The organism is Halogeometricum pallidum JCM 14848, from assembly GCF_000337095.1.
Taxonomy (GTDB): domain Archaea; phylum Halobacteriota; class Halobacteria; order Halobacteriales; family Haloferacaceae; genus Halogeometricum; species Halogeometricum pallidum.
The window spans coordinates 313,504-338,841 of record NZ_AOIV01000041.1 but is presented as its reverse complement, the minus strand read 5'-3'; the positions used below and the strand labels follow the sequence as shown (position 1 = coordinate 338,841).

Below are 25,338 nucleotides of genomic sequence, written 5' to 3'. Positions count from 1 at the left end.
CACGCTGACGCGTCTGTCACAACGACTTTTGCGTTGACACCCCTCGTTTCAGGTGTTATGTCTGAGCAGTCTCTCACCGAAACGGACGTGCCACGAGCGAACGGAATGCCGATGCTCGGTCTCGGCACGTGGCAGAACGAGGACCCCGAAGACTGCGCGAAGGCGGTCGAGACGGCCCTGAACATGGGCTACCGTCACATCGACACCGCCCAAGCCTACGACAACGAAGAACACGTCGGTGAGGGAATCGAGAGCGCCAACGTGCCACGGGAGGACGTCTTCCTCGCCACGAAAGTGTGGAAGGCGAACCTCGCGTACGACGACGTGCTCTCCTCGACGGAGGAGAGCCTCGAGAAACTCGGCGTCGACTCGGTGGACCTGCTGTACATCCACTGGCCGGCCGGCGAGTACGACCCCGAAGAGACCTTCCGCGCGCTGAACGAACTGCACGAGGAAGGCAAGATAGACCGCATCGGGATCAGCAACTTCGAACCGGAGAACATCGAAGAGGCCCTCGAGCACTCCGAGGCGCCCGTCTTCGCAAACCAGGTCGAACTGCACCCCCTCTTCCAGCAGGAGGAGATCCGCTCGGTCTGCGAGGAGCACGACATCGAAGTCGTCGCCTACTCACCGCTGGCCCGCGGTGCGGTGTTCGACGACGAGGACCTCGGCGAGATAGCCGACGAACACGGCGTCAGCGAGGCGCAGGTGTCGCTGGCGTGGCTCCGTGAGAAGGGCGTCACCGCCATCCCGAAAGCGACCGGCGAGGACCACATCCAGGACAACTGGGAGTCGCTGCGCGTCGAACTCGACGACGAGGAAATCGAGCGCATCGACGACCTCGGCCGCTCGGAGCGGCAGATCGACCCCGACTTCGCCCCCTGGTAAGCGGGTAGCCGACGGGTCGGGGACGGAGCCCCGGCGCGCGTATCGGCGCTCGAACCGAGGAAACCGATTAGGGGACGGCGGCCCTACGTAATCGCATGGAGTTCAACGCAGCGGTGACGTACGGCGCGCTGGTCGGTCTCGTCGTCCTCGGAACGGTCGCGCTAATCGCGATGGGCGTGATGGCCACCGGGACGGTGCTGATGATGGTGGCCCCGTCGATGCTCGTCTTCGGCGCCGTCTGTCTCGTCCTCGGTATCAAACACGGCGAATACCGCGCGCGGGGCGCCCGGTAGTCGCTCTCTCGCGTATCTCCGCTCTTCTTTCCCGTGCTCTTCGCCGTCGAGTCCTCACTGTTCGACCGCCTCTTCGAGCGCCTCGTTCTCGCTCATCGTCGCCGCGGCCCGGACGCCGACGACGCTGACGACGATGCCGACGACGATGAACAGCGCGAGTCGCTGTCGCGCCGACAGCGACCACCCCAGCACGAGGGCGTCCCCGAGGATTCCCTCCCGTTGGAGGAACCACCCGGCGAATCCGCGGACGACGAGTCCGAGGGCGACGACGCCGAACGGGAGGTTCATGTACTGCCGGCGCGCCCCCCCCGCGCCGAGGAGTTCGTCGATGAGGCGTCCGGCGCTGGCGGTGAGTGCCGCGAGCGCCAGCCACGGGACGGCGTAGTAAACGAACAGCATCGCGGAGACGAACGTCACGCCGGCGTCGCCGCCGGCCCGTTGGGTCGCCGAGAGCGCGCCGAGAAAGGAGCCGACGAGGGTGAGACCGGCGCCGACGACGTAGGTGACGACCGACACCTGTCCGGAGTACAGCGCATCGCGGATGCGGTCCGGCGACTCCGCGAGAAACTGGTCGACGCCGAGCCCCTTGTAGAGAAGCGCCGCGCCCAGCACGGACGCGAGGCCGGACAGCGCGACGGCCGGGGAGAACTGCGTGAGGAGCAGCGGCATCAAGAGCAAGGTGACGCCGAGGGGGACGAGCACCGTCGAACGGAGTTCCTCGTCGGCGAGGAACTGTTTGAGGAGGTAGTACGTCGACTCGATGTCGTGGGCCTGCCGGACGACCACCCGGTCGACCGAGTCCACGCGGAGTCGGCTCTCGATGACGGGGACGACCCGCTCGTCCCCGGCGCTGTCGACGACGACGATGGTCGAGTCGGGGTCGTACTCGGCGACGAGTTCGTCGACCTGCGCGGCCAGCGAGCGGTCCGCGCCGACGAGCGTCTCGCTGGCGCCGGAGACGACGGCGACGACGGACTCTTCGTGCTCGTCCCGCAGGTCGCGCGCCACGCGGAGCGCTTCGAGCAGACAGTTCACGTTCGAGTCCTCCGGGTCGGCGAGGCCCACCTCGGTGACGAGCGACCGGACGGCCTCCCAGCCGACGACCGGCGTGGGCAGGCCCGCCTTCCGTCCGATGTCGTTCGAACGGTCCACACAGAGGACGAGCGTGGTCACAAGCGTGCGAACGCCTCACTGGGTTAAAGTATGCTCGGTAGGCGGGGCCGATAACCGTCCGACGACGCCGCGTCGGCGCCCCCTCGACGTCACTCAGAAGTTCAGCTCTTCTTCCTGCTCGGGCGTCGTGAACGGCGTGATGGCGATGGTCCGCTGAGAGACCGCGGCGAGCCTGATGGCGTAGGAGAACAGGACGGCCAGCGGCAGGAGACCGATGGCGGCACGCTCGCGGGCGGCGAAAAACGAAAGAAGAGAGAAAACTGCGGCGCTTAGAGAAGCCCCGTCTTCTGGAGCTTCATCAGGTCCTCGGTGTCGAGGGTTTCGCCTTCCTTGAACTTCTGGTAGATTTCTTCGGCCTCTTCCTTGGCGGCTTCGCGCTTCTCGGCGCGCTGGGCGTCGCGCTCCTGCTCTTCCTCCTTGTCGAGTTCGCGCAGGCGCTTCTGGACGCGGACGAAGTCCTCGTGGTGACGGTCAGCGGACTCTTGGGCCTCGACGAACAGTTCGTGCATCGCGTCGGCCTTGTCACGGATGTCGTCGGCCTCGCGGTAGGCCTCGATCATCTGGTTGTGGTGCTCTTGGGCCTTGTCGGCGAGCTCGGTCACCTTCTGGTGGTGCTGGGACGCCTCCGAGCGGACCTCCTCGGCCTCTTCGATGAGCTCTTCGAGTTCGCCGCTGTCCTCGACCTTGTCCTTCTTCTGACGGAGCTCCTCTCGCTTGTTCTCGATTTTCTCGATGAGCTCTCGCTCGTCTTCGGTCGAGAGGACTTCCGTCTGCTGTCGGAATTCGAGCTGCTCGATATCCTCTTTGAGCTCCTCGATGTCCTTGCCACCGTCAAGCTCGAGGTCCTCCTTCATCTGTTCGACTTCGTCGAACAGCTCGTTGGCCTCGGCGTTGAGCTCGTTACGTTTGTTCTTGTGCTCTTGAACCTGCTCGTTGAGCTCGTCGCGCTGCTCGCGGTGTTCTTGGGCTTCGTCGACCTTCTCGCGCGTCTTCGCGTTCAGGTCGTCGCGCTTGGACGCGCGCTCGGAAGCCATCTGGTTCAGGTCGTTTCGTCGGTCTCGGAGCTGACCGGCGAGCTTGATGAGCTGCCCTTTTGAATCGTCTTCGAGCTGCTCGTCGCTTAGGTCGACGTTTGCCGATTCGTCGAGCTCTTGTACATCGTACTCCGTGAGAACGTCTTGCTGTGTCACCATTCGTAATCAAACCTCGATACCATTACCACTCCGTGCGTGGCGGCTGCTCGTGAGGGTGCGACCGGCCGTGGATAAGAATTCCCGATCATTCTGCGTGCGGTGCCGCCGGAACGCCGGAGGCGTTCTGGTACTAGCACATTGCGCATAGTTAGGTATAAAGTCTTCGGTGGTCGTGACCTGTGAAAACACCTACCACGGGCCGTGTAGCGGCTCGATATGCGTCCTGCGCATCCTTCTCACCACTTATAAGGTGATTCGTGGTAACGTGACTCACAGTAGACGGGACTCGACCGAATCGTCTGACGTCCGTCTGCCGATTTCGCCCGCCTCGGACCGAACCGAGGGCGACTTACCGCCGGGCCGGCACCGACGAGTATGCACGAAGAAGTCGTCCGCGCGCGCGGGCACGAGAACGTCTCCGCAGAGCACGCGAGTACGTTCGAGGTCACCTCGGACGATTGGCTCACGCCGGCCGGCGACTGCATCCTCGCGGTCGAGGCCGACCGGGTCCCGGCGGACTTCGCCCCCGAGTTCGTGGACGCCTGCCGGGACGCGGAGGCGACAATCACGGCCATCGTCGAGGTGGAGACGGCCGACGGCGAGACCCTCCGGGAGCGGATCGAGGGGCGCGGCCACCCGGAGTTGACGTTCGAGGGCGACCGAAGCCACGTCGGTCGGACGAGCGACTACGTGGACGACCGGACGATTCTCGTCGGCGCCGACGCCGCCGCGGAGGACTTCGACCGCGACGTGGTCGCCGCCCTCGCCGACGGCGGCGACGTGACGTTCACGCTTCGCGTGGAGTAGTCGATACCCGACCGACCGCCGCTTTCCGACCGTTTTTCGCGTCGGCGACCCTTCCTCCGACCATGCCCGAGGAGCCTGCGAACAACATCAGCGGCGGCGTCGGCGCCCCCGCGGAGTTCGTCCCCGCGGAGGCGGACACGCGCGCGGAGGCCGTCGTCGACGAACTGGGGCAGATGTACTGGCGGAAGGCCTACGGGGGACGGGACGCCTTCGAGTGTCTCGTCCGCACCATCCTCAGTCAGAACACCAGCGACGTGGCGAGTCAACCCGCGCACGATTCACTGATGGAGCGGTATTCGAGCGGCGAGGCGCGGAGCGCCTCGGAGACGCGAGCGGGGAGCGAAGCGACCCGTGAGCGCAGTGATCTCGCGGAATCGCTCGCGGCCGCCGAGCAGTCCGAACTCGCCGAGACCATCTCCTCGGCGGGGCTGTACAACCAGAAATCGGAGATGATCATCGGCGCCGCGGAGCGAATCTGCGAGGAGTTCGGCGGCGCCGACGGCTTCGACGCGTTCGTGACGGGAGGAGACCCCGGCGAGGTCAGGGAGCGACTGCTCGACATCCACGGCGTCGGCCCGAAGACGGCCGACTGCGTCCTCCTGTTCTCGGGCGGCCGCGGCGGCGTCTTCCCCGTCGACACGCACGTCCACCGCATCGCCCGCCGGATGGGACTCGCGCCCGCCGACGCCGACCACGAGGCGGTGCGAGAGCACCTCGAACGCGACGTGCCCGCGGAGAAGTGCGGCTTCGGACACACCGCGATGATCCAGTTCGGCCGGGAGTACTGCACGGCCCGAAAGCCGGCGTGCCTCGACGGCCCGGAGGCGTGCCCGCTCTACGACCTTTGCGAGCGTGTGGGCGTGGACGAGGTAGAAGAGACGGTGGTGGACCCCGCGGACGCGGACGCGGACTGATTCGCCGTTACGTCCCGCACCCGCGCGACTCGACGCCCTTCACGGGCGACTCGTCGGACTCGTAGCCCGGACTGTCGACCATCCCGGCGAACATCGGGAGTTCGAAGGAGTAGTCGAACAGGACGGCGAACCGCGAGAACGGATCCGAGAGGAACCGACCGAGGGGGCCGACGCCGTCGAAGACGACGCCCGTCCGGAGTTCGATTATCGTCGCGTTCAGCGCGGACCCCTCCGCTTCGATGCCGAGGGCGCCCTCGTCGCCGAGGTTCGTGAACAGCGAGGTGTGAACGGCCACCGCGATTCCCGGTCCCTCGGTTCCGATGTCCAACTCGTGCCCGCCGGGCGGGAAACACCGGAGTTCGGTCGACTCGCCGGCCGCGGCGTCGGTGTCGTCGCCGTCCCCCGCCTGCCCGGCGACGGGGACCGCCGCGGCGGCAGCGAGCACCGCGACGACGAGAACGACCGAGAGCGCGCGTGAGAGACGTATCATATCGACACAGTGTCGTCTCCGGACTTAACGATTCTGTCCCGTTATCAGCCGGGAGATTCCGCTTCGGAGGATATGCGGTCAGCTCCGGGCGTTTAGGGGTCGCGGTATCAGTCTCGGTGGTCGAACTCGCCTTCGAGTTGGTCCATGAGTTCGTCGAGGACGGCGTCCGCGCTGGCGAGGTTGGTTGCGAGGGGGACGTCGTGCACGTCGCAGATACGGAGCAGGGCGGTGATGTCGGGTTCGTGCGGTTGGGCGGTGAGGGGGTCGCGAAGGAAGACGACGCCGTGGCAGTCCTCGCTGGCTATCTCGGCGCCGATCTGCATGTCGCCGCCGAGCGGACCAGACTGCTTGCGTTCGATGTCGAGACCCGTCGCCTCGATGAGGCGTTTGCCGGTCGTCCCCGTCGCCATGAGTTCGAAATGCTCCAGGTCGTCGCTGCGGTTCTCCGCGAAGTCGATGAGGTCCGGTTTCTTCTCGTCGTGTGCGATGAGCGCGAGACGCATGGGTAGAGATGGGCCGGCGGCGGTAAGAAGGTGGTAGTATCGGGCGGAACGAACGGGAACAGCGGTCGTCGACGCGGGACGCGTCCCGACTACTTGAACCGGAACGTCTCGAGGTTCTTCGGGGCGAACGTCCGCATGTTGTAGTTGTGGTACAGCGCCGAGGAGAGGTCCTGCACGGACCGCTCGTCGCCGTGGACGCAGAGCACTTTCTCGGGGCGCGGGTTCATCGTTTTCACGAAGTTCTCGAGGCCCGCGCGGTCGGCGTGCCCGGAGAAGCCGTCGACCGTCTCGACGTCCATCTTCAGCGAGAGCGTGTTCGACCGGCCCACGTTGTCCCGGTCGTTGACCGGAATCTCGTCCCAGCCGTTCTGGATGCGGCGGCCGAGGGTCCCCTGCGCCTGGTAGCCGACGAAGACGAGGCGGGAGTCCGGGTCGGGGCCGACGTGGCGGAGCCACGACATGATGGGGCCACCGGTGACCATCCCGGAGGTGGAGAGCACGATGGCCGGGTCGCCGTCGGCCACGTCCTGTCGCTCCTCCTCGCCGCCATCGATGTGGTTGAACTCCTCGGCGAGGAACGGGTTCTCGTCCTCGTGGAAGATTCTATCGCGGAGGTCGTCGCGGAGGTACTCGGGATAGGTGGTGTGGATGGCCGTCGCCTCCCAGATCATCCCGTCGAGGTGGACGGGCATGCTCGGAATCTTCCCCGAGCGCATCGCCTCTTCGAGGACGAGCATAATCTCCTGGGAGCGACCGACGGCGAACGCCGGGATGAGCACCTTTCCGCCGCGGTCGTGCGTCTCGTTGATGACGTCGATGAGGTTCTGCTCGGAGTCCTCCTGGTCGGTCTGGTAGTCGTTGCGACCGCCGTAGGTGGATTCGAGGACGAGCGTCTCCACGCGCGGGAAGTCGTTGACCGCGCCGTTGAACAGACGCGTGTCCTCGTAGTGGATGTCGCCGGAGAACGCCACGTTGTAGAGGCCGTCACCGATGTGGAAGTGCGACACCGCAGAGCCGAGGATGTGTCCCGCGTTGTGGAACGTGAGCTTCACGTCGGGGGCGATGTCGGTCACGTCGCCGTACTCGAGCGGGATGCAGTGTTTGAGCGCCTCGCGGACCATCTCGGACTCGTACGGCGGCGTGCGGCCCTCCTTGGCCGCCACGTCGAGGTAGTCGAGCGTGAGCAGGCCCATCAGGTCGCGCGTCGGTTCCGTCGTGTAGATGGGGCCGTCGTAGCCGTACTTGAACAGGAGGGGGATGAGCGCCGAGTGGTCGAGGTGGGCGTGCGTGAGAACGACGGCGTCCAGCGAGTTCGCGCCGGACCCGAGGGCCTCGGGCACCTGGAGATACGGCACGTCGTCCGACCCCGGCTTGTCGCCGCAGTCGATGAGGATGCGCGTCTCGGGCGTCGAGAGGATGAAGGAGGCGCGTCCGACCTCGCGACAGCAGCCGAGCGTGGAGATGCGGACCCACTCGTCGTCGGAGAGCTGCTGGCGGTGTATCTGCCGTCCCACCCGTTCGAGTATCTGCCGTCGCTCGTCGCGCTCCTGCTTCAGGAAGTTACGGACGTTCGAGACGGTGGAGGACTCGATGGGCGGGGTGCGGACGACTTCGGGCGTCCACCCCACCTGCTGGGTTATCTTCCGGAGCGTCGAGCCGTGCCGGCCGATGACCATCCCCGGCTTCGACGCCTCGATGACGACTTCGCCGGTGTCCTCGTGGAAATCGAGGTCGGTGACGCCCGCGTCCTCCGGGATGACTTCGAGCACCTGCTCTCTCGCGTCGCGCGGGGGCGAGAGCACCTCCGGGGCTGGGCGGACCGTGATGCGCTTCCGGAGTTTGCTGGCGAGCTTTCGGATGAGGTCGCCGTTCTGTGCGAACTCTTTCGGATCGCGCGTATAGACGACGAGTTCCGGGCCTTCGTACTTGACGTCGGAGACGGAGATGTCCGAAGGAAGTTCGTTCGTTATCTCTGCTTTCAGTTCCTCGAGCTGCTTGTCTACTGAACTCATAAGTGAGTACCACTCGTCCATGTCGTGACGGACGGTATCAGGGTCGGGTCACTGCCTCGGAGTGTCTCGAACGACGAGACGGCAACTACGGCCGCACGGTCGCAAGGGATGTAATCGTGAGAGAGCATAGGCAACGTCTGCGTTCGGATCGCTATCTTCTGCTATCCTGTCTGCGGGAAGAGGCAGGGAAAACCCGCTTACCCGGACGTATCCTCTCCTCCGTATAAAACTCTTCGCAAAGTCGAAGCGTCTCCGTTCCCACAGTTCCGTATGGAACTCACCCCCGAGACCGTCGCCGAGGAGGCGCGTTGGGTTCGAGACCGCTCGTCCGTCGTCGTTCCGCTGTTGAACGAGACGCGAGCGGAGTTGGGTGCGCTGTTCGACACCGAGGTGACGACGGTGTCCGAGGAGCGGTACCGAGAGGAGGTCGCCGCCGTGTTCGCCGACGGCGAGGTGGCCGTCAACGTCGCGGGCTACGTCGGACTCCTGCGGGAATTGGACGTCGAGGGCGACTACCCGGGATTCGTCGTCGACGAGGTGCTCGGCCGGGAACTGGCGGCGGCCGTCGCGGGCGGACAGCCGCTGTCGCTGCTCGCGCAGGCGACGTTCCACTTCGCGGACACGCGGACGCACACGGAAGGCGCCGCCGGCGCGGACGACTTAGACGCCGCCCTCGCCGCCGGCTTTCAGACACGACTGCCGGGGTGGGAGTGGCGCGACCGGCCGAACCCGTTCGCCGTCTCGTTCGACTAGGACCGCATCCGTTCCCGCTCGCGTTCGCGGGACCGGTCCCGACCGGAACCGCGGTCGGCCGACGTCGGCGGCGACGCCGACTCGGAGACCGACTCCGAACGCTCGCGCTCCGCCAACGTCTTCAGCCGCTCGGTGAGACAGCCGGTGTGTTCGTCGGCGAACGTCACGTTCGTCACCACGCCGTTCTCGAACTCGACGAGGGCCGCACGCGGGACGCGGTACAGTTCGACGGCGGGTCCCAGTCGCCCGCGCCCGGCGGGCCTGGTGTCCCCCCGGGTTGTCCCCCCCTCGCGACGCCGCCACGTCCACTCGCGGAGGCGGGCGAGGCGGTCTCTCGTCTCTTCCGTGACGTCGTCTCGGACGAATCCGCCCGAGACGTCCACGTAGCGGTCCCACGTCTCGACGGCCGCGGCGTCGACGTCGCCGCGGTCGGCGAGTCGACGGAGGCGCTCGGCCACCCGGTCGAACTCGTTCGCGCCCCCGGTTCGGGCCGCCTCACACCACAACTCGACGCGGGTGCCGTCCCGGTCGGTGTCGGCCGACTCGTTCGTTCCGGCGCCCGTGCCTCCGCTCCCCATCGGTTCGTTCGTGTCGTGTGTTAACATTGGTTTCCCTCCATACTGTTCTACGTCGTCCGACGCTTTGTAGCTACCTCTTTTCCCGACCGAACGAGACTCTCAGCGGCGGCGACCACTCAGTCTGGGTCTCCGGCGGCGAGCGGTCCGCCCGGCGAACGCGTCACGCGACTCCGACGCTGCAGAGGGACGGTCGTAACTATTCACCGGCAATCGCCCTCTCGGGGCCGCGACCGAGGGTGAGAGACGACGACCGTCCTTATCAGGGGATTTAAGGCCGCAGTCGGGTGAAATAGCGGTAATGAGCGACGAACAGGAACTCGGCATCACCGAGTCCAAGCAGTACAACACGGGCGAGTGGTACGCGGAGGTCGTCCAGAAGGCGGGGCTGGCCAACTACGGACCCGAGGGGATGAGCGGCTTCATCGTCACGCGTCCGCGCGCCTACGCCCTCTGGGAACGCGTGCAGGACCATCTCGATTCGGAGTTCAAGCGGACCGGGGTCCAGAACGCCTACTTCCCCCTGTTCATCCCCGAGCAGTATCTCGAACGCGAGAAGGACATCGTCGAGGGGTTCGACCCCGAGGTGGCGTGGGTGACCCACGCCGGCCAGGAGGAACTCGACGAACGCCTCGCCGTCCGGCCGACCTCCGAGTCCATCATCGCCCCCTACATGTCGCAGTGGGTCCGGAGCCACCGCGACCTGCCCCTGCGCGTCAACCAGTGGGCGTCCGTCGTCCGCTGGGAAGCCACCGAGACGAAGCCGTTCTTCCGGACGAAGGAGTTCCTCTGGCAGGAGGGCCACACCGCGCACGCGACCGACGAGAGCGCGTGGGAGGAGACGATGATGCGCCTCGATCAGTACGCCGCGATGTACGAGGACCTCCTCGCTATTCCGGTCCTCCGGGGGGCCAAGCCCGAGCACGACAAGTTCCCCGGCGCGAAGAAGACCACGACGGTGGAGGCGCTCATGCCCGACGGCAAGTCCGTGCAGGCGGGCACCTCCCACCACCTCGGCACGTCGTTCGCCGAGGCGTTCGACCTCTACTACACCGACGAGGACGAGGACGAACAGGTCGCCCACACCACCTCGTGGGGGCTCTCCTGGCGCGCGCTCGGCGCCCTCATCATGACCCACTCCGACGACCAGGGTCTCGTCCTCCCCCCCACCGTCGCCCCCGAACAGGTCGTCGTCGTCCCCATCTGGCAGGCCGACACGCAGGAGAAGGTGCTCGACTACGCCGAGTCGATCGCCGAGGAACTCGAATCCGACGGCGTCCGGGTCGAACTCGACGACCGAGACGAGCGCAACCCCGGTTTCAAATTCAACGAGTGGGAACTGAAGGGCGTTCCCGTCCGCTTCGAGATCGGCCCGAACGAAGTCGACGACGAGGTGGTCACGGTCGTTCACCGCCCCGACGGCGAATCGAAGGAGGTCCCCCGCGAGGACATCGCCGAGACGGTGCGCGAGGAGTTCGACGAGGTGTACGCGAAACTGTACGCCACCGCCGAGGAGAACCTCGCGGAGAACGTCCGCGAGGCGGACTCGCGCGCCGACATCCTCGGCACCATCGGTCAGCACGGCGGCTACGTGAAGGCGCCGTGGTGCGGCGACGAGGACTGCGAGACGGAGATCAAAGACCAGTTGGCCGCCGAGATAGTGATGGTCCCCCTCCGCGACGAGGAGGCGGAGATACACGACGGCGAGGACTGCGCCGTCTGCGGTGAGGACGCCGAGGAGACGGCGTACTTCGCCAAGTCCTACTGAACCCGCACAGACCGTCGTTTCGGCTTCCCGTCTCGACCGCGACGCCGGCGGGTTATCACCCATCTCGACGGTCCGCCAAGAGTTGATTTCGATATTCTTTGAATTGATTGAGTACGTGAAATAAGCGATTTCCCGGCCAATAATCCCTTACGAACTCCGCGGGAACGTTGGAACGCGATGGCACGAACTAACTTCACAGACGACGACCGGAACAAGGACGTTGTAACGGCGGACGGAACACGCATCGGAACGGTCCACGACGTGAACGACGGCCGCGCGACCGTCGACCGCGACAACGACAGCGACGGCCTCACGGACAAACTGAAGGACATGCTCGGTTGGGGCGACGACGACTCCAACGAACTCCGCGACGAACACGTCGACTCCTACGACGACGACCGCATCCGACTCCGACGCCGCGTCTGAGGCCGACGCCCGAACGTCGTCCGAACGCCGCCGTCCGAACCCCGCCTTTTTCCGATCGCCCGTCGTCCCCGTCGCTCTCCGTTACGTTCGAACGAGCGCACAGCCGACGGCGTCCGATTCCTTATACAAAGACCGTTTACAATAATATGTCCTAATATGTGATAAACATACCCTTATTCCTTCAGGAAAACTCGTTTAAACGGAGCTCCGAAAGTGAGACATATGACCAAGCCACATAGAGACACCCCTGCGAAATCGGCCGGGTTAGCGGACCCGACCGACGAGCGTTCGAACTGTGGGGTCGGAGCCGTAATCGACCTCGACGGCGGAACCAGTCACGAAACCGTTGCCGACGGACTCGAACTCCTGATCAACCTCGAGCATCGAGGCACCACCGGTGCCGAGGAGGACACGGGCGACGGGGCGGGCATCATGATACAACGTCCCGACGAGTTCTTCGACGCCGTCGTCGACGCCGAATTACCCGAAGAGTACGCCGTCGCCTCCGTCTTCATGCCGACCGAAGACGCGGAGCGAGAGACGCTGGCCGAGGTGTTCGAGCGGGAACTCGGCGCGCACGGACTGGACGTGTTCCACTGGCGGGACGTCCCGACGGACAACTCCGAACTCGGACAGACCGCCGTCGACTCCGAACCGGACGTCTGGCAGGCGTTCGTCGCTCCGAGCGGCGAGATGGACGCCGACGAGTTCGACCGCGCGCTGTACGTCGGACGACGGGCCGTCGAGAACGCCGTCGATGACCTCGACTCCCCCGGCGCGGGCCGGTTCTACATCTGCTCGCTGTCGCGGAAGACGCTCGTCTACAAGGGTCTGCTCAAGGGCGACCAACTCGCCACCTACTACCCGGACCTGCAGGACGAGCGCATGAAGACGACGCTGACGCTCGTCCACGAGCGGTTCTCGACGAACACGCTGGGCGCGTGGCATCTCGCGCACCCGTACCGAAACGTCGTCCACAACGGCGAGATAAACACCATCCGTGGCAACGTCAACTGGATGCGCGCGCGGGAGACGGACCTCGAACATCCCGCCTTCGGCGACGACTTAGAGGAGGTCACGCCGGTGACGAGAGCCGACCAATCGGACACCGCCTCCGTCGACAACGTCGTCGAACTGCTCCTCCGCGGCGGCCGCGAACTCCCGCACGTCCTGCGGATGCTCATCCCCGAGGCGTACCACGGCGACGACTCGATGGCTCCCGAACGGCGGGAGTGGTACGACTACCACGCCTCGCTGGTCGAACCGTGGGACGGTCCCGCCCTCGTGGCCGCCACCGACGGCGACCGAGTGGCCGCCGTCCTCGACCGCAACGGCCTCCGCCCCTGCCGGTACGACGTGACCACCGACAACCGCCTCGTCATGGCCTCGGAGGTGGGCGCACTCGACACCGACCCCTCCGAAATCCGCGAACGCGGCCGGCTCCAACCCGGACAGTTGTTCGTCGCCGACCCCGATGAGGGCCGCGTCATCCCCGACGAGGAGGTGTTCGACTCGCTGACCGACGGGAAGTACGGCGAGTGGATCGACGCCGAGCAGCGTCGGATGGACGAACTGGCCGACACCGAGGACTACGCGCCGCAGGACCGCGTCGAGGACCTCCGCGCCCGACAGGCGGCCTTCGGCTACACGACCGACCAACTGAACCACCTCATCGAACCGATGGCGCGCGACGGGAAGGACCCGGTCGGGTCGATGGGCGACGACACGCCGCTGTCGGTGCTCTCGGACTTCGACCGACCGCTGTTCACCTACTTCAAACAACTGTTCGCGCAGGTGACGAACCCGCCGCTGGACTACATCCGCGAGGAACTCGTCACCTCCATGGAGTCGCGTCTCGGCGGCCAGCGGAACCTGCTCGACGAGACGTCGGAACACGCGCGGCAACTCATCCTCGACTCGCCGATCATCTCCGACGCGGAGACGGCGACCATCAAGGACCTCGACGGCGAGATGTCCTCGGTCGTCGTGGACATCACCTTCGAGACCGACACGTCGCTCCGCGACGCGGTCGAACGCGTCCGCGACGACGCGAAGGACGCCATCGCCGACGGCGCGGACATCGTCGTGCTCTCGGACCGGAACCTCGGTCCTGACCGCGCCGCCGTCCCGAGTCTGCTCGCGACGGGCGCGGTCCACCACAGTCTCGTCCGCAACGGCATGCGGAACCGCGCGGGACTCGTCGTCGAGTCCGGCGAACCGAGCGAGGTCCACCACATGGCCACGCTCATCGGCTACGGCGCGGGCGCGGTGAACCCCTATCTCGCCTACCAGACCATCGGCGACATCGTCGCCGGCCCCGACGGCGCCGACGAGGAGGAGTCCATCGCCGCCTACACGAGGGCGCTCGAAGACGGCGTGCTGAAGACGATGGCGAAGATGGGCATCTCCACCGTCGCCTCCTATCAGGGCGCGCAGATATTCGAGGCGGTCGGCCTCGACTCGGACTTCGTCGCGGAGTACTTCGAGGGCACCGAAATCCGCACCGAGGGCATCGGCATCGACGTGATAGAGCAGGACCTCATGACCCGCCACGCCGTCGCCTACGGCGCGGACCCGGACCTCCAACACCAAGGCGAGTTCGAGCATCGCTCGAACGGCATCCACCACCAGTGGAACCCGAAGACGGTTGGAACGCTCCAGCAGGCGGTCCGCTCGGGCAACTACGAGAAGTATCAGGAGTTCGCCGACCTCATCAACGACCAGACCAAGGAGCTTCAGACCCTCCGAGGGCTCTTGGAGTTCGACTCCGACCGCGAGTCGGTACCGGTCGAGGAGGTCGAACCCGTCGAGGACATCGTCGAGCGTTTCTCGACGGCGGCGATGTCGCTCGGCAGCCTCTCGCCCGAGGCCCACGAGAACAACTCCATCGCCATGAACCGCATCGGCGGGAAGTCCAACTCCGGCGAGGGCGGCGAACCGCCGGAGCGGTTCGGCACGGAGAAAGAGTGCAACGTGAAGCAGGTGGCCTCGGGCCGCTTCGGCGTCACGAGCCAGTATCTCTCCTCGGCCGACGAGATACAGATCAAGATGGCGCAGGGCTCGAAGCCCGGCGAGGGCGGCCACCTGCCGGGCAAGAAGGTCAACGAGATGATAGCGCACGTCCGCTTCGCCACGCCGGGCGTCGGCCTCATCTCGCCGCCGCCGCTGCACGACATCTACTCCATCGAGGACCTCAAACAGCTCATCCACGACCTGAAGGCCGCCAACCCGGACGCCGACATCAACGTCAAACTCGTCTCGGAGGCGGGCATCGGCACCATCGCCGCGGGCGTGGCGAAGGCGAACGCCGACGTGGTCCACATCTCCGGACACGACGGCGGCACCGGCGCCTCGCCGAAGACGTCCATCAAGAACGCGGGCCTGCCGTGGGAACTCGGCCTCGCGGAGGCCAACCAGATGCTCCGGGCGACGAACCTGCGCTCGCGCATCCGCGTCACCGCCGACGGCGGGATGAAGACCGGCCGCGACATCGCCGTCGCCGCCCTGCTGGGCGCCGAGGAGTACGTGTTCGGCACGGCGTCGCTCGTCACCTCCGGGTGCGTGATGGCCCGGCAGTGTCACGAGAACACCTGTCCGGTCGGCGTCGCCACCCAGCGGGAGGACCTGCGGAAGCGCTTCCCCGGTCAGCCCGACCACGTCATCAACTACATGACGTTCATGGCGCAGGAGTTCCGCGAGATAATGGCCGAACTCGGCTTCACCTCGGTCGACGAGATGATCGGTCGGCCGTCGCTGCTCGCCCAACGCGAGACCGACCACGAGAAGGCGAAGCATCTCGACCTCTCGTCGGTGCTCGCCGAACCCGCCTCGGGCGCGCGCTACCGGACGGAGTCCCAGGAGCACTCCGACGTCGCCGACCAGATAGACCACGAACTCATCAAGCAGGCCGAACCGGCCCTCGAAGACGGCAAACCGGTCCAGATTCGACGCGAACTGTCGAACGTTGACCGCGCCGTCGGCGCGATGCTGTCGAACGAGATATCCGACCGCTACGGCGGCGAGGGTCTCGCGGACGACACCATCCGGTGTGAGTTCTCCGGCGTCGCCGGCCAGTCGTTCGGCGCGTTCCTCGCGAGCGGCGTGACGATGCGCCTCTCGGGGGCCTCGAACGACTACGTCGGCAAGGGGCTCTCCGGCGGAAAGGTCGTCGTCACGACGCCCGAAACGGCCGCCTACGAGGCAGACGAGAACGTCCTCATCGGCAACGTCGCCTTCTACGGGGCGACGCAGGGCGAGGCCTACATCAACGGCGTCGCGGGCGAGCGGTTCTGCGTCCGCAACTCCGGCGTAAAAGCGGTCGTAGAAGGCGTGGGCGACCACGGCTGTGAGTACATGACCGGCGGCGTCGTCGCCGTCCTCGGCGACACGGGCCGGAACTTCGCCGCGGGGATGTCCGGCGGCGTTGCGTACGTCTACGACCCCGACGAGGAGTTCGAGGCGAAGGCGAACACCGGCATGGTCTCGCTCTCGGAGGACCTCGACGACTCCGACGAGGCGATGCTGCGCCGCCTCGTCGAGAACCACGCCGAGTACACTGATTCCGAGCGCGCGGCGCGTCTGCTCGACGAGTGGGCGAGCGTCGTCGAGGACTTCGTGAAGGTGATGCCCGACGCCTACGCGGGCATCATCGACGAACGCGAGGACGCCGACGTGCGCCGCGAACTACCCGAGTCTGCCTCGACGGCCTCCGCCTCCGGCGACTCCGGCACCGTCGCGCAGACCAGCGACGACTGAGCGGAACGAGTCGGGACGACGCGACGCCCTCCCCGATTCCCGGTAGCCGACACCGGCTTCTCACACACTTTTGGCGGCGGCCCGCCGAGTCGGGAGCATGACCGACACCGCACTCGTCGTCGGCGGGACGCGCTTCATCGGCCGCCACGCCGTCGAGGACCTGTTGGACCACGGCTACGAGGTGGCGATTTTCAACCGCGGAAACCACGAGAACCCCTTCGCGGACGACGAACGCGTGACGCGCGTGGAGGGCGACCGAACGGACGACACGGACCTGAAGACCGCGAAACTCTCCGTCGAACCCGACGTCGTCATCGACTGCGTGGCGTACTACCCGGCGGACGTGGAGGCCGCGGTGGAGATATTCTCGGACGTCGACGCCTACGTCTACATATCCAGCGGGGCGGCGTACGGACGCGAGGAGATACCCAAGCGCGAGGGCGAGACGCCGCTGTGCGAGTGCACGCCCGACCAGGCCGCGGACGACTCCGACGAGACGTACGGCCCGCGGAAGGCGGAGGGCGACCGAATCGTCTTCGAGGCGGCGACCGAGGGCGTGAACGCGATGTCCGTCCGCCCGTGCATCGTCTACGGCCCGCACGACTACACCGAACGACTGGACTACTGGATCAACCGGGTCGAAGAGTACGACCGACTCGTCGTCCCCGGCGACGGGACGAACCTCTGGCACCGCGCGTACGTCGGGGACGTGGCCAGTGCGCTCAGAATCGTCGCCGAACGCGGCACGCCCGGGGAGGCGTACAACGTCGGCGACCGGCGACTCGCCACCTTGGAGGAGACGGTCGACCTGATAGCCGAGGCCGCCGAGGAGTCCGTCGACGTCGTCCACGCCGGCGAACGGGAACTCGCGGCCGCCGGCCTCGCCTCCGAGGAGTTCGTCCTCTATCGGGACTACCCGCACGTCATGGACACGAACGAACTCGCCGACCTCGGCTGGGAGTCGACGCCGCTGGACGAGGCGATGGCCGCGACGGTCGACGAACACCGCAAGTCGGACCGCGACGGCGCCGAGTGGGACCCCGGCCGCGACGCCGAGGAGTCGGTGCTGGAGATTCTGGATACGCTATAAAAGCACACGGCGGTCGCTGCGACCGCGGCGCGCGACGGGAGGGGAGGCCGGTCGCTCAGGCGTCGCCGAACTCGTCGTGGTCCATGCCGGGGACCTCCTCCTCCAACCACTCGCGGAACCACTTCACGCGCTTGAGACGCTGGTAGGCGATGCTCTCGGCGGCGTCGCTCTCGACTCGCTCCGTCGCCGCGCGGCCCCGTTCGAGGACGCGTTCGACCATCTCGGAGGCGTCCATGTGCGTCCGCGCCTCGTAGCCCATCCGGAGGAGCATCAGCACGGTGCCGTTGGCGCCGACCTTGTCGAGGATGTCCGCTTCGATGAGACACCGCGTCTCCATCGTCACGTCGGCAAGCGAGCCCTGATAGGAGTGGTCCTCGACGACCTGACAGACCTGTTCGACGAACGACTGGGGGAACTCCCCGTGCGTCGCGAGATACTCGCGGGCGACGCGGGCGCCCTCCTCGGCGTGTTCCTCCTGTTCGGCCTCTAACTTCGCGATGTCGTGAAACAGCGCGGCGACGCGGACGACGTCCTCGTCTGCGCCCTCGCGTTCGGCTATCTTCGAGGCCAAGTCGACGACGTTGAGGATGTGGTTGAAGCGGTATTCGGCGCTGTGCCACGGGTACCACCGCATGCGGCCGCCGTCCTCCTCGTTTTCGACGCTGGCCGAGAGGTAGTCGCTGACGAACCGCTTCATCTCCTCGAACTCCTCCTCGGAGACGGGCGATTCCTTTATCTCAACGCCCACGACGCCACCCCCGTTGGAGCGACGAGCGGAGTATTCGAACGTTCGCGTTCGCATTCATTACCCGAATCAATGGCTGTTCGGCTCTTAGGCGTTACGACGAGCGAAAATCAGTGTCCCCGAGACGCGCGGCGTGCGACCGACCGACGCGGAACCGAAACGCTCTGTACCGCCCGCGGCCGTACATCGCGGTATCAGATGTCTAGCGAACCGCTCTACTTGGAGGACACCACGCGTCGGACGTTCGAGGCGACGGTCGAATCGGTCGCCGGCGACAGGGTCGTCCTCGACCGGACCTGCTTTTATCCCACCGGCGGGGGGCAACCGCACGACACCGGCCGACTCCGGGACGAGGCGGGTCGAGAGTGGCACGTCACGGACGTGACGAAGAAGGGCGACGTCCTCCACGCACTCGACGGCGACCCGCCGGACCCGGGCGCCGCCGTCACCGGCGAGATAGACTGGGAGCGCCGGTACGCGCACATGCGCTACCACACGGCCCAGCACCTCCTCTCGGCGGTCCTTCTGGAGTTCTACGACGCCGAGACCACGGGCAACCAACTGTACGAGAACCACGCGCACCTCGACTGCGCCTACGAGCGGTTCGAGCGGTCGGACCTCGACCGAATCGAGGCGCGCATGAACGAACTCGTCGAGGAGACGCGGCCGGTGCGGTGGTACGCGCTCGACCGCGAGGCGGCCGAGGCGTCGCTGGACCCCGCGCGGACGCGCATCCACCTGCTCCCCGACTCCATCACCGAGGTTCGCATCGTGGAGGTAGGGGGTGCGAGCGTCGATTCGGACGCGGAGAGCGTCGGTGTCGACATCGGCGCCGACGCGCCGTTCGACCGGACCGCGTGCGCCGGGACTCACGTCGCCGACACCGGGGAGATAGGGTCCGTGGACGTGACGGGCCGCCGGACGCAGGGGTCGGCCGAGGAGCGAATCGAGTTCGTCCTGCGCTGAGTGGCCGCCGAGTGCGGCCGCTGTCGCGGAGATGACGGGGGAGCGATTCGCGGACCGGCACGGGGACCACGCGGGACGCTGACCGACGGCGGTTGACGGGAGCTAGGAGTAGAACGGCGAGGGGTCGTAGTCGGGGCCGACGCAGACGCGGAGCGAGCGGGGGCGGGTGTACAAGACGAGTTCGCTGTCGGAGTGGGGTTCGCCGTCGAGGCTGAAGTCGATCGTCTCCTCGTCGGCCGTGCGGATTTCGAGTTGGCTCGCCCGCACGTGGAAGACGTTCTTCGTCTCCTCGCCCAGCACGCGTTGTGTGAGCGCCTCGACGACCATCTCCGACGTCGGCATCTGCTCGATGATGACGACTTCGAGGTGGCCGTCCTCGACGTTCGCCTGCCCGCCCTCCTTGGCGAACCGGCGGATGTTCCCGACGAGGACGCAGATGGCCTCGCCGGACCACCGGGTCTCCTCGCCCTGCGAGACGGCGGTCAGATCGACGTGCAGACCGTCGAACGCCGCCATCTCCTGGAGACCGGCGACGACGAACGCCATCGAACCGAACCGCTCTTTCAGTTCGTCGGAGGTGGCGATGCTCGCGTCCGCGAGAAGGCCGGCGATACAGGACATCGGGAACAGTTCGCCGTCGGCGACACCGAGGTCGATTCGCCGCCGCGCGCCCGTCTCGACCACGTCGAATCCCTGCTCGATGCTCCGGACGCCGAGGTTGTTCGCCACGACGTTCTCGGTTCCGACCGGGAGGGGCACGACGGTTACCCGGTCGAGGGCGTCCTCGTCGTCGAGGCCGTTCACGACTTCGTGGAGAGTGCCGTCCCCGCCGGCGACGGCGACCAGGGTGACGTCGCCCGTCGCCGCCTGTTGGGCAAGTTCGGCCGCGTGACCCTCGTAGTCGGTCTTTCGAACCCGATAACCGCACTCGGCCGCGAGTTCGCGGACCTGTCCGGCGTGGTCGGCCGTCCCGCTCACCGGGTTGAGGATGACCCACCGCTCCCGGTCCGTCTGCGGCATCGCGCCGACGACAGGTTCGTCGACCGTCGTCTCCGCCGTGTGCTTCATACGTAGCCGTTCGTCGTTCAGGCGTAACAAACTGTTCGCTCGAACGGGGGAACGGCGGGCGACGGCGGACCGGTCGGACGGAGCGGAACGTGTCGGGACGTGACTGACTCGGAGTTCACTCTTCTCTCGCGGACTCGTCGCCGTTCGTCCTCGCTTCGGTCGGACAACACGGTTTCGGAGGGATTCGCCCCGCGAAGGCGCTCACCGTCTCGGTTGTGAGTGCGGTAGACTATCCGCTCTCGAAGTGCGTTTTCGTTCAGACAATAGTCCCGGGCGGATTCGAACCGCCGTCAATGGCTCCAAAGGCCATTATGATTGGCCACTACACCACGGGACTTCACTTCGCTCGTCCCGTGTACCTCGCAGTTCCGTCGGAACTGCTCACCACCACGGGACTCCTCGTCACCGAAGACGACAGTCGATACTCTTCGTGCGAGCTTTGAAAAGCCATCGGGTTCGGCCCGCCGTCGTCACCCGGTGTCAGTCCGCGCCGACGCCCGGGGGACGGTCGACGGAGAACCCGCCGCACTCCGGACAGACATGATACTGAACGTCGTAGGCGGTCCCACATCCGCGGCAGACGTACGGGAACTCGGGATTCCCCATCGACTCCGTCCGATCGCCGGGTCCCACACCGGCGAGTCGGAGGAGACGTCCGATAGCCTTCGTTCCTACCATGTCCGTCTGTCGCGGGTCAACCGTCTTAACGCTTCGTCATCGTTTCCGCGTTAATCCGCCTATATCCGGTCCATTCGTCCGATAGGTTTTAGTCGGCCGGGCGTTCTTCGACTTCGGCCACCTCGAGATAACAGCACGCGTCGGTCTCGGGGTCGAAGCAGTCGGGGCACTCGTCGTTGCGGTCGATGATGGTGTCGAGTCGGTCGGCGACGATGTCGTCGATGACGGGTTCGAGTTCGCGCGCCTCCGCGCGGAACTCCTCGACGTCGAGCACGTTCGCGAGGAACCGCTCGATGATGCAGTAGGTCTTGAGCGCGTCGCGCGCCCGGACGATGCCGTCGTCGGTGAGGCGGACGCCCTTGTACTTCTCGTGCTCGGCGAGGCCGCGGTCCTCGAGTTTTCCGATCATCTCGTTCGCGCTCGCGGGACTCACGTCGAGCATGTCCGCGAGCGCGCCGGTCGCTGCCGGGCCGTCTTCCATCTCCTGTAGGAGGTAAATCGCCTTTACGTACTGGTCTGCGGTGTTCATCGAAATCCTCCGCGTCGCTGCGTTCGGCTCATTCACGCGTCTCCATGATTCGGGTCACTGATTCGACGCCCTCGGCCTCCTCCTCTCGAATCTCGGTGAGCAGGCGGACGAGGTGTTCTCTGTCGACGCTGAACTGCGCCTCGCTGGCCGAGATAGCGTCGATGAGGTCGTCGTAGAACTTGTACGCCGTCTCCTCGTTGCACAGTTGGTCGTAGAGGACGCCGTCGAAATCCTCGGGTTCGGTGTTTCCGTACTGCGCCTCCACGAGCGTCTCGATGTCCTCGAACGGGATGCTCTCGGCGTCGAGGTCAGCGATGATACCCTCCAGGCGGTCGCGGTGCTCCGCGGACTCCTCGACGGCGTGTTCGAGCAGTTCTTCTATCTCCTCGTCGGATTCGCGCTCGTCGTCCGCGAGCGACTGGTAGTGGTGGTGCGCCCGCGCCTCGACCACTTCCTCCAAGACGATGCCGATCTGGAGGAGACGGGCGAGTTGGTGGTCTGAGGTGACGCGGCGGCCGACGCTCATACGGTCACCTCGGGCGCGTGCGATACTCTGTCGTTCATACACGTTCGCAGGGTTGTGACCGACTTAAGCGGTTCCCTCCGGTCGTCGCGGGGTGGTCGCGTCCGTCTCCGGACCTCCCGCTGAACGGCGCCGCGATTCGGGGCGGCGGCGGCGGTGACTACGGCAAAAGTGACGTATCCCCCGTTGGAACGGGACGGTATGGCGAATCCGGACTGGTACCGCGACGCGATAATTTACTCCATCGACGTGAAGACGTTCAACGACTCCGACGGGGACGGCTGGGGGGACCTACGGGGCCTCATCGACCGCCTCGGCTACATCGAGCAACTGGGGGTGGACTGTCTGTGGCTTCGGCCGTTCTACCCCAGTCCCATCCAGGACAACGGCTACGACGTCTCCGATTACTACGCCGTCGACCCGAAACTCGGGTCGCTGGGCGACTTCGCGGACCTCCTCGAACGGGCGCACGAACGCGGCATCCGGGTGCTCATCGACATGGTGTTCAACCACACCTCCGACCAGCATCCGTGGTTCAAGCGCGCGCGGCGTGACCCCTACTCGAAGTACCACGACTACTATCTCTGGACCAGCGACATCGACAACGCCCAGAAGCGCGGGAACATCTTCCCCGACTACGAGGACGGCGTCTGGACGTACGACGAGGTGGCAGAGAAACACTACTACCACCAGTTCTACCACTTCCAACCCGACCTCAACGTGGCGAACCCCGCCGTGCAGAAGGAGATATTCGAGGTGTTGGAGTTCTGGCTCGATTTGGGCGTCGACGGCTTCCGCATCGACGCCGCGCACCCGATGACGATGCCGAAGGGGCACAACGGCTCCAAACTGTCCGACCCGATGGACCTGTTCAAGCGGATGCGCTCGCGGGTGCACGAGAAGAAGGACGACGCCGTCCTCCTCGCCGAGGCCGACGACCAACCGGACGAACTGGCGTACTACTTCGGCGGCGGCGACTCCTTCGATATGATGTTCAACTTCGTCCTCAACGCCCACCTCGTCTACGGCGTCGGCGTGAAGGACACCTGGCCCCTCCACCGCGCCTTGGAGGTTCTCCCCGACATCTCCCACGTGGGCCACTGGGCGAACTTCCTCCGCAACCACGACGAGTGGAACCTCCTGAAACTGCCGTGGGAGGCGATGGACCACGGTCGGCAGTTCTTCGGCGACGAGGACGGCAGTTCCTGGATATTCGGCCGCGGTCACCGCCTCCGACTCGCGGACCTGTACGACGGCGACCACGACCGAATCGCCCTCGCCAACAGCCTCATGTTCTCGATGCCCGGGACGCCCGTCATGCTCGCGGGCGACGAGATAGGAATGGGTGCGAACCTCTCGCTGCCCGAACGCGAGGCCGTCAGAACGCCGATGCAGTGGTCCGACAACGCGAACGGCGGATTCTCGACGGCCGACCCCGCCGAACTCGTCAACCCCGCGACGAGCGAGGGGGGGTTCGGCTACGACGAGATCAACGTCGCCGACCAGATGGTCGAACCGAACTCCCTGCTCCGGCGCATCGAGCGCATCGTGGACGCCCGGCGCCTCTGCTCGGAAATCGGGACGGGCGACCTCACGGTGCTCGACGTGCCGCCGAAGGAGGTGTGGGTCCACCGCCTCACGAAGGGCAGCACCGTCCTCCTCACCGCGCACAACACCGCCGACGAGTCCCGCGAGGTCACCGTCGAGTTCGAACCGCCCGCGGACGCCTGCACCCGCGTCGTCGGCCCCGGCGAGTACCGCGTCGAGGACGGACAGTGCACGTTCTCGCTCGACGCCTGCGACTACGCGTGGGTGCGCGGCGACCGGAAGGGAGAGCGGGTGCCGCTGGGTCGACCCTGACGGCCGTCTCAACCGGTCCGCGTCGTCATCGCCGTCCCCGCCGCTGTCGGGTCGGAACACCGCAGGGACAGAGAAAACAAAAATTCGCAGAGGTCCGCACAGAGAACGCAGAGAGCGCGCCTACCGCAGGCGCGCGGAGATGAGTTCTTCGAGGTCCTCTCGGAACTCATCGACCGCAATTTCGTCGAGGACGGGCACGAAAAAGCCCTCCACGAGCATGTTGCGGGCCTGCCGCTCCGGCACCGACCGCGAGGTCATGTAGAACAGGTCCTCTTGGTCGACCTGACCGACCGTCGCGGAGTGGGAGGCCTCGGTGTCGTGGTTGTGGATGATGAGCTTCGGCGACGCGTCCGCCTCGGACTCATCGGAGAGCATCAGCGTGTTCTCCCGCTGGTACGAGGAGGTGTTCCACGCGTCGCGGCCGACGTCCTGGACGCCCTCGTACACCGAGCGCGCCTCGTCGTCGAGGACGCCGCGGGTCACGAGGTCGGCGGTCGTGTTCTCGGCCTGGTGCCAGACGCGGGCGTTGAGGTCGAGGTGCTGGTCCTCGTGGCCGAAGAACGCGCCGACGATCTGCGTCTCCGAGGAGTCGCCGTTGAGTTCGGTCTCGACGTCAGAGCGCGTGAGCCGAGAGCCCATGTTGCCCTCGATCCAGTTGATGGTACCGTACACGCCGGCGTCGCCGCGCTTGAGCGTGTAGTGGTACGTGTCGTCGTCGAGGTTCTGCAGCGAACCGTACTGGACGTAGGAGTTCTCGCCCGTCGCGACTTCGACGAGGTTCGAGAAGTACCGGTCGCCCTCGGTCTCCGCACCGCTCTCGATGCGTTCGAGAATCGTCACGGAGGAGGACTGCTCGGTGACGACGAGCGTGTGGCTGAACAGCGACTTCGAGTTCATCTCCGCGCGGACCTTCACGTCCTCGGCGTCGACGCCCTCGGGCACGTAGATGAACGTCCCCGTCGTGAACAGCGCCGTCGACAGCGCGGTGAGGTAGTTCGACTCGGGGTCGAGCGTCGCCCCGAAGTTCTCTTCGAGCACGTCGCCGAACTCCTCGAACGCGTCGGTGAACGGGAGGACGTGGACGCCCTCGTCGGTGACGCGTTCGGTCTCGTCGGACTGGTTCAGCGGGTCGACGAGCTCTTCGTAGTCGAGCGATTCGAGGTCCGTCCAGCGGCGACCGGGCGTCTGGATGACGTCCGGGAGGTCGACCTCTTCGAGCGCTTCGAGCGCGTTCAGACGGGTCTCGAGGAGCCACTCGGGCTCGTCGCGCCCGTCGGATATCTCTCTGACCGTCTCCTCCGAGAGGCTGGCTGGTAGCTGCGCACTCAT

At 66.2% G+C, this 25,338-nt stretch carries 23 protein-coding genes and 1 tRNA gene; 11 read left to right on the top strand and 13 right to left on the bottom strand.

Going from position 1 to position 25,338, the window contains the following annotated elements:
* Positions 1-57: 57 nt before the first annotated feature.
* Positions 58-888, top strand: coding sequence for an aldo/keto reductase (locus tag C474_RS17970; protein ID WP_049917153.1), 831 nt, complete (start codon positions 58-60; stop codon positions 886-888).
* A gap of 95 nt (positions 889-983) precedes the next feature.
* Positions 984-1,181, top strand: coding sequence for a DUF7333 family protein (locus C474_RS17965; protein ID WP_008389359.1), 198 nt, complete (start codon positions 984-986; stop codon positions 1,179-1,181).
* 54 nt (positions 1,182-1,235) lie between these two features.
* Here C474_RS17965 and C474_RS17960 read toward each other — a convergent pair whose 3' ends face one another.
* Together C474_RS17960 and C474_RS17955 are read right to left on the bottom strand one after the other, a co-directional pair.
* Entirely contained in the window at positions 1,236-2,354 is a 1,119-nt protein-coding gene (locus tag C474_RS17960) for a DUF373 family protein (protein ID WP_008389358.1), read from the bottom strand.
* A gap of 269 nt (positions 2,355-2,623) precedes the next feature.
* The gene (locus tag C474_RS17955) at positions 2,624-3,547 is read right to left on the bottom strand and encodes a coiled-coil protein (protein WP_008389357.1); all 924 of its coding nucleotides are present in this window, start codon (positions 3,545-3,547) and stop codon (positions 2,624-2,626) included.
* Positions 3,548-3,922: 375 nt separating this feature from the next.
* On the opposite strand from C474_RS17955, the gene C474_RS17950 reads away from it, so the two are divergent.
* Positions 3,923-4,354 carry a DUF371 domain-containing protein gene (locus tag C474_RS17950; protein WP_008389355.1) on the top strand — a complete coding sequence of 144 codons (432 nt, stop codon included), beginning with the start codon at positions 3,923-3,925 and terminating at the stop codon, positions 4,352-4,354.
* Positions 4,355-4,416: 62 nt separating this feature from the next.
* On the top strand, positions 4,417-5,268 hold the full coding sequence (locus tag C474_RS17945; RefSeq protein WP_008389353.1) for an endonuclease III domain-containing protein: 852 nt from the start codon (positions 4,417-4,419) through the stop codon (positions 5,266-5,268).
* Between the two features lie 7 nt (positions 5,269-5,275).
* On the opposite strand, the gene C474_RS17940 is transcribed toward C474_RS17945, so the two are convergent.
* The 3 genes from C474_RS17940 to C474_RS17930 all read right to left on the bottom strand — a co-directional run bounded on the left by C474_RS17940 (position 5,276) and on the right by C474_RS17930 (position 8,273).
* A complete protein-coding gene (locus C474_RS17940; RefSeq protein WP_008389351.1) occupies positions 5,276-5,758 on the bottom strand; it encodes a DUF7332 family protein in 483 nt (160 codons plus the stop codon).
* Between the two features lie 107 nt (positions 5,759-5,865).
* Positions 5,866-6,261, bottom strand: a complete 396-nt coding sequence (locus tag C474_RS17935) for a methylglyoxal synthase (RefSeq protein WP_008389349.1) — start codon at positions 6,259-6,261, stop codon at positions 5,866-5,868.
* An 89-nt stretch (positions 6,262-6,350) separates the two neighbouring features.
* Positions 6,351-8,273, bottom strand: coding sequence for a beta-CASP ribonuclease aCPSF1 (locus tag C474_RS17930; protein ID WP_008389347.1), 1,923 nt, complete (start codon positions 8,271-8,273; stop codon positions 6,351-6,353).
* Positions 8,274-8,543: 270 nt separating this feature from the next.
* On the opposite strand from C474_RS17930, the gene C474_RS17925 reads away from it, so the two are divergent.
* Complete coding sequence (locus C474_RS17925; protein ID WP_008389345.1) at positions 8,544-9,026, top strand: hypothetical protein; 483 nt, start codon at positions 8,544-8,546, stop codon at positions 9,024-9,026.
* Here C474_RS17925 and C474_RS17920 read toward each other — a convergent pair.
* Positions 9,023-9,631, bottom strand: coding sequence for an HTH domain-containing protein (locus tag C474_RS17920; protein ID WP_008389343.1), 609 nt, complete (start codon positions 9,629-9,631; stop codon positions 9,023-9,025). The genes C474_RS17925 and C474_RS17920 overlap by 4 nt on opposite strands.
* A 271-nt stretch (positions 9,632-9,902) precedes the next feature.
* Between C474_RS17920 and proS the strand changes: the two genes are divergently transcribed.
* From proS to C474_RS17900, 4 genes are all read left to right on the top strand, one after another.
* A complete protein-coding gene (gene proS / locus C474_RS17915) occupies positions 9,903-11,369 on the top strand; it encodes a proline--tRNA ligase (protein ID WP_008389341.1) in 1,467 nt (488 codons plus the stop codon).
* 177 nt (positions 11,370-11,546) lie between these two features.
* On the top strand, positions 11,547-11,795 hold the full coding sequence (locus C474_RS17910) for a hypothetical protein (RefSeq protein ID WP_008389340.1): 249 nt from the start codon (positions 11,547-11,549) through the stop codon (positions 11,793-11,795).
* A 222-nt stretch (positions 11,796-12,017) separates the two neighbouring features.
* On the top strand, positions 12,018-16,550 hold the full coding sequence (gltB, locus tag C474_RS17905) for a glutamate synthase large subunit (protein ID WP_008389338.1): 4,533 nt from the start codon (positions 12,018-12,020) through the stop codon (positions 16,548-16,550).
* A 97-nt stretch (positions 16,551-16,647) separates the two neighbouring features.
* Positions 16,648-17,640, top strand: a complete 993-nt coding sequence (locus C474_RS17900) for an NAD-dependent epimerase/dehydratase family protein (protein ID WP_008389337.1) — start codon at positions 16,648-16,650, stop codon at positions 17,638-17,640.
* Positions 17,641-17,695: 55 nt separating this feature from the next.
* Here the strand turns inward: C474_RS17900 and C474_RS17895 are convergent, their stop codons facing one another.
* On the bottom strand, positions 17,696-18,388 hold the full coding sequence (locus C474_RS17895; RefSeq protein WP_049917168.1) for an HD domain-containing protein: 693 nt from the start codon (positions 18,386-18,388) through the stop codon (positions 17,696-17,698).
* A gap of 195 nt (positions 18,389-18,583) precedes the next feature.
* On the opposite strand from C474_RS17895, the gene C474_RS17890 reads away from it, so the two are divergent.
* Positions 18,584-19,351 (top strand): alanyl-tRNA editing protein, encoded by a 768-nt coding sequence (locus tag C474_RS17890; RefSeq protein WP_008389332.1) that lies wholly within the window; start codon positions 18,584-18,586, stop codon positions 19,349-19,351.
* A gap of 102 nt (positions 19,352-19,453) precedes the next feature.
* Here the strand turns inward: C474_RS17890 and C474_RS17885 are convergent, their stop codons facing one another.
* The 5 genes from C474_RS17885 to C474_RS17865 all read right to left on the bottom strand — a co-directional run bounded on the left by C474_RS17885 (position 19,454) and on the right by C474_RS17865 (position 22,152).
* The gene (locus tag C474_RS17885) at positions 19,454-20,419 is read right to left on the bottom strand and encodes a diacylglycerol/lipid kinase family protein (RefSeq protein ID WP_008389330.1); all 966 of its coding nucleotides are present in this window, start codon (positions 20,417-20,419) and stop codon (positions 19,454-19,456) included.
* Positions 20,420-20,683: 264 nt separating this feature from the next.
* Positions 20,684-20,756 (bottom strand) — tRNA-Gln (locus tag C474_RS17880).
* A gap of 143 nt (positions 20,757-20,899) precedes the next feature.
* Entirely contained in the window at positions 20,900-21,097 is a 198-nt protein-coding gene (locus tag C474_RS17875) for a hypothetical protein (protein ID WP_008389328.1), read from the bottom strand.
* Positions 21,098-21,185: 88 nt separating this feature from the next.
* The gene (locus C474_RS17870; RefSeq protein ID WP_008389326.1) at positions 21,186-21,626 is read right to left on the bottom strand and encodes a metal-dependent transcriptional regulator; all 441 of its coding nucleotides are present in this window, start codon (positions 21,624-21,626) and stop codon (positions 21,186-21,188) included.
* A gap of 28 nt (positions 21,627-21,654) precedes the next feature.
* Positions 21,655-22,152, bottom strand: a complete 498-nt coding sequence (locus C474_RS17865; protein WP_008389324.1) for a rubrerythrin — start codon at positions 22,150-22,152, stop codon at positions 21,655-21,657.
* 198 nt (positions 22,153-22,350) lie between these two features.
* Between C474_RS17865 and C474_RS17860 the strand changes: the two genes are divergently transcribed.
* Positions 22,351-24,009 carry an alpha-amylase family protein gene (locus tag C474_RS17860; protein WP_008389322.1) on the top strand — a complete coding sequence of 553 codons (1,659 nt, stop codon included), beginning with the start codon at positions 22,351-22,353 and terminating at the stop codon, positions 24,007-24,009.
* A 120-nt stretch (positions 24,010-24,129) separates the two neighbouring features.
* Here C474_RS17860 and sufD read toward each other — a convergent pair whose 3' ends face one another.
* The gene (gene sufD, locus C474_RS17855) at positions 24,130-25,338 is read right to left on the bottom strand and encodes a Fe-S cluster assembly protein SufD (RefSeq protein WP_008389321.1); all 1,209 of its coding nucleotides are present in this window, start codon (positions 25,336-25,338) and stop codon (positions 24,130-24,132) included.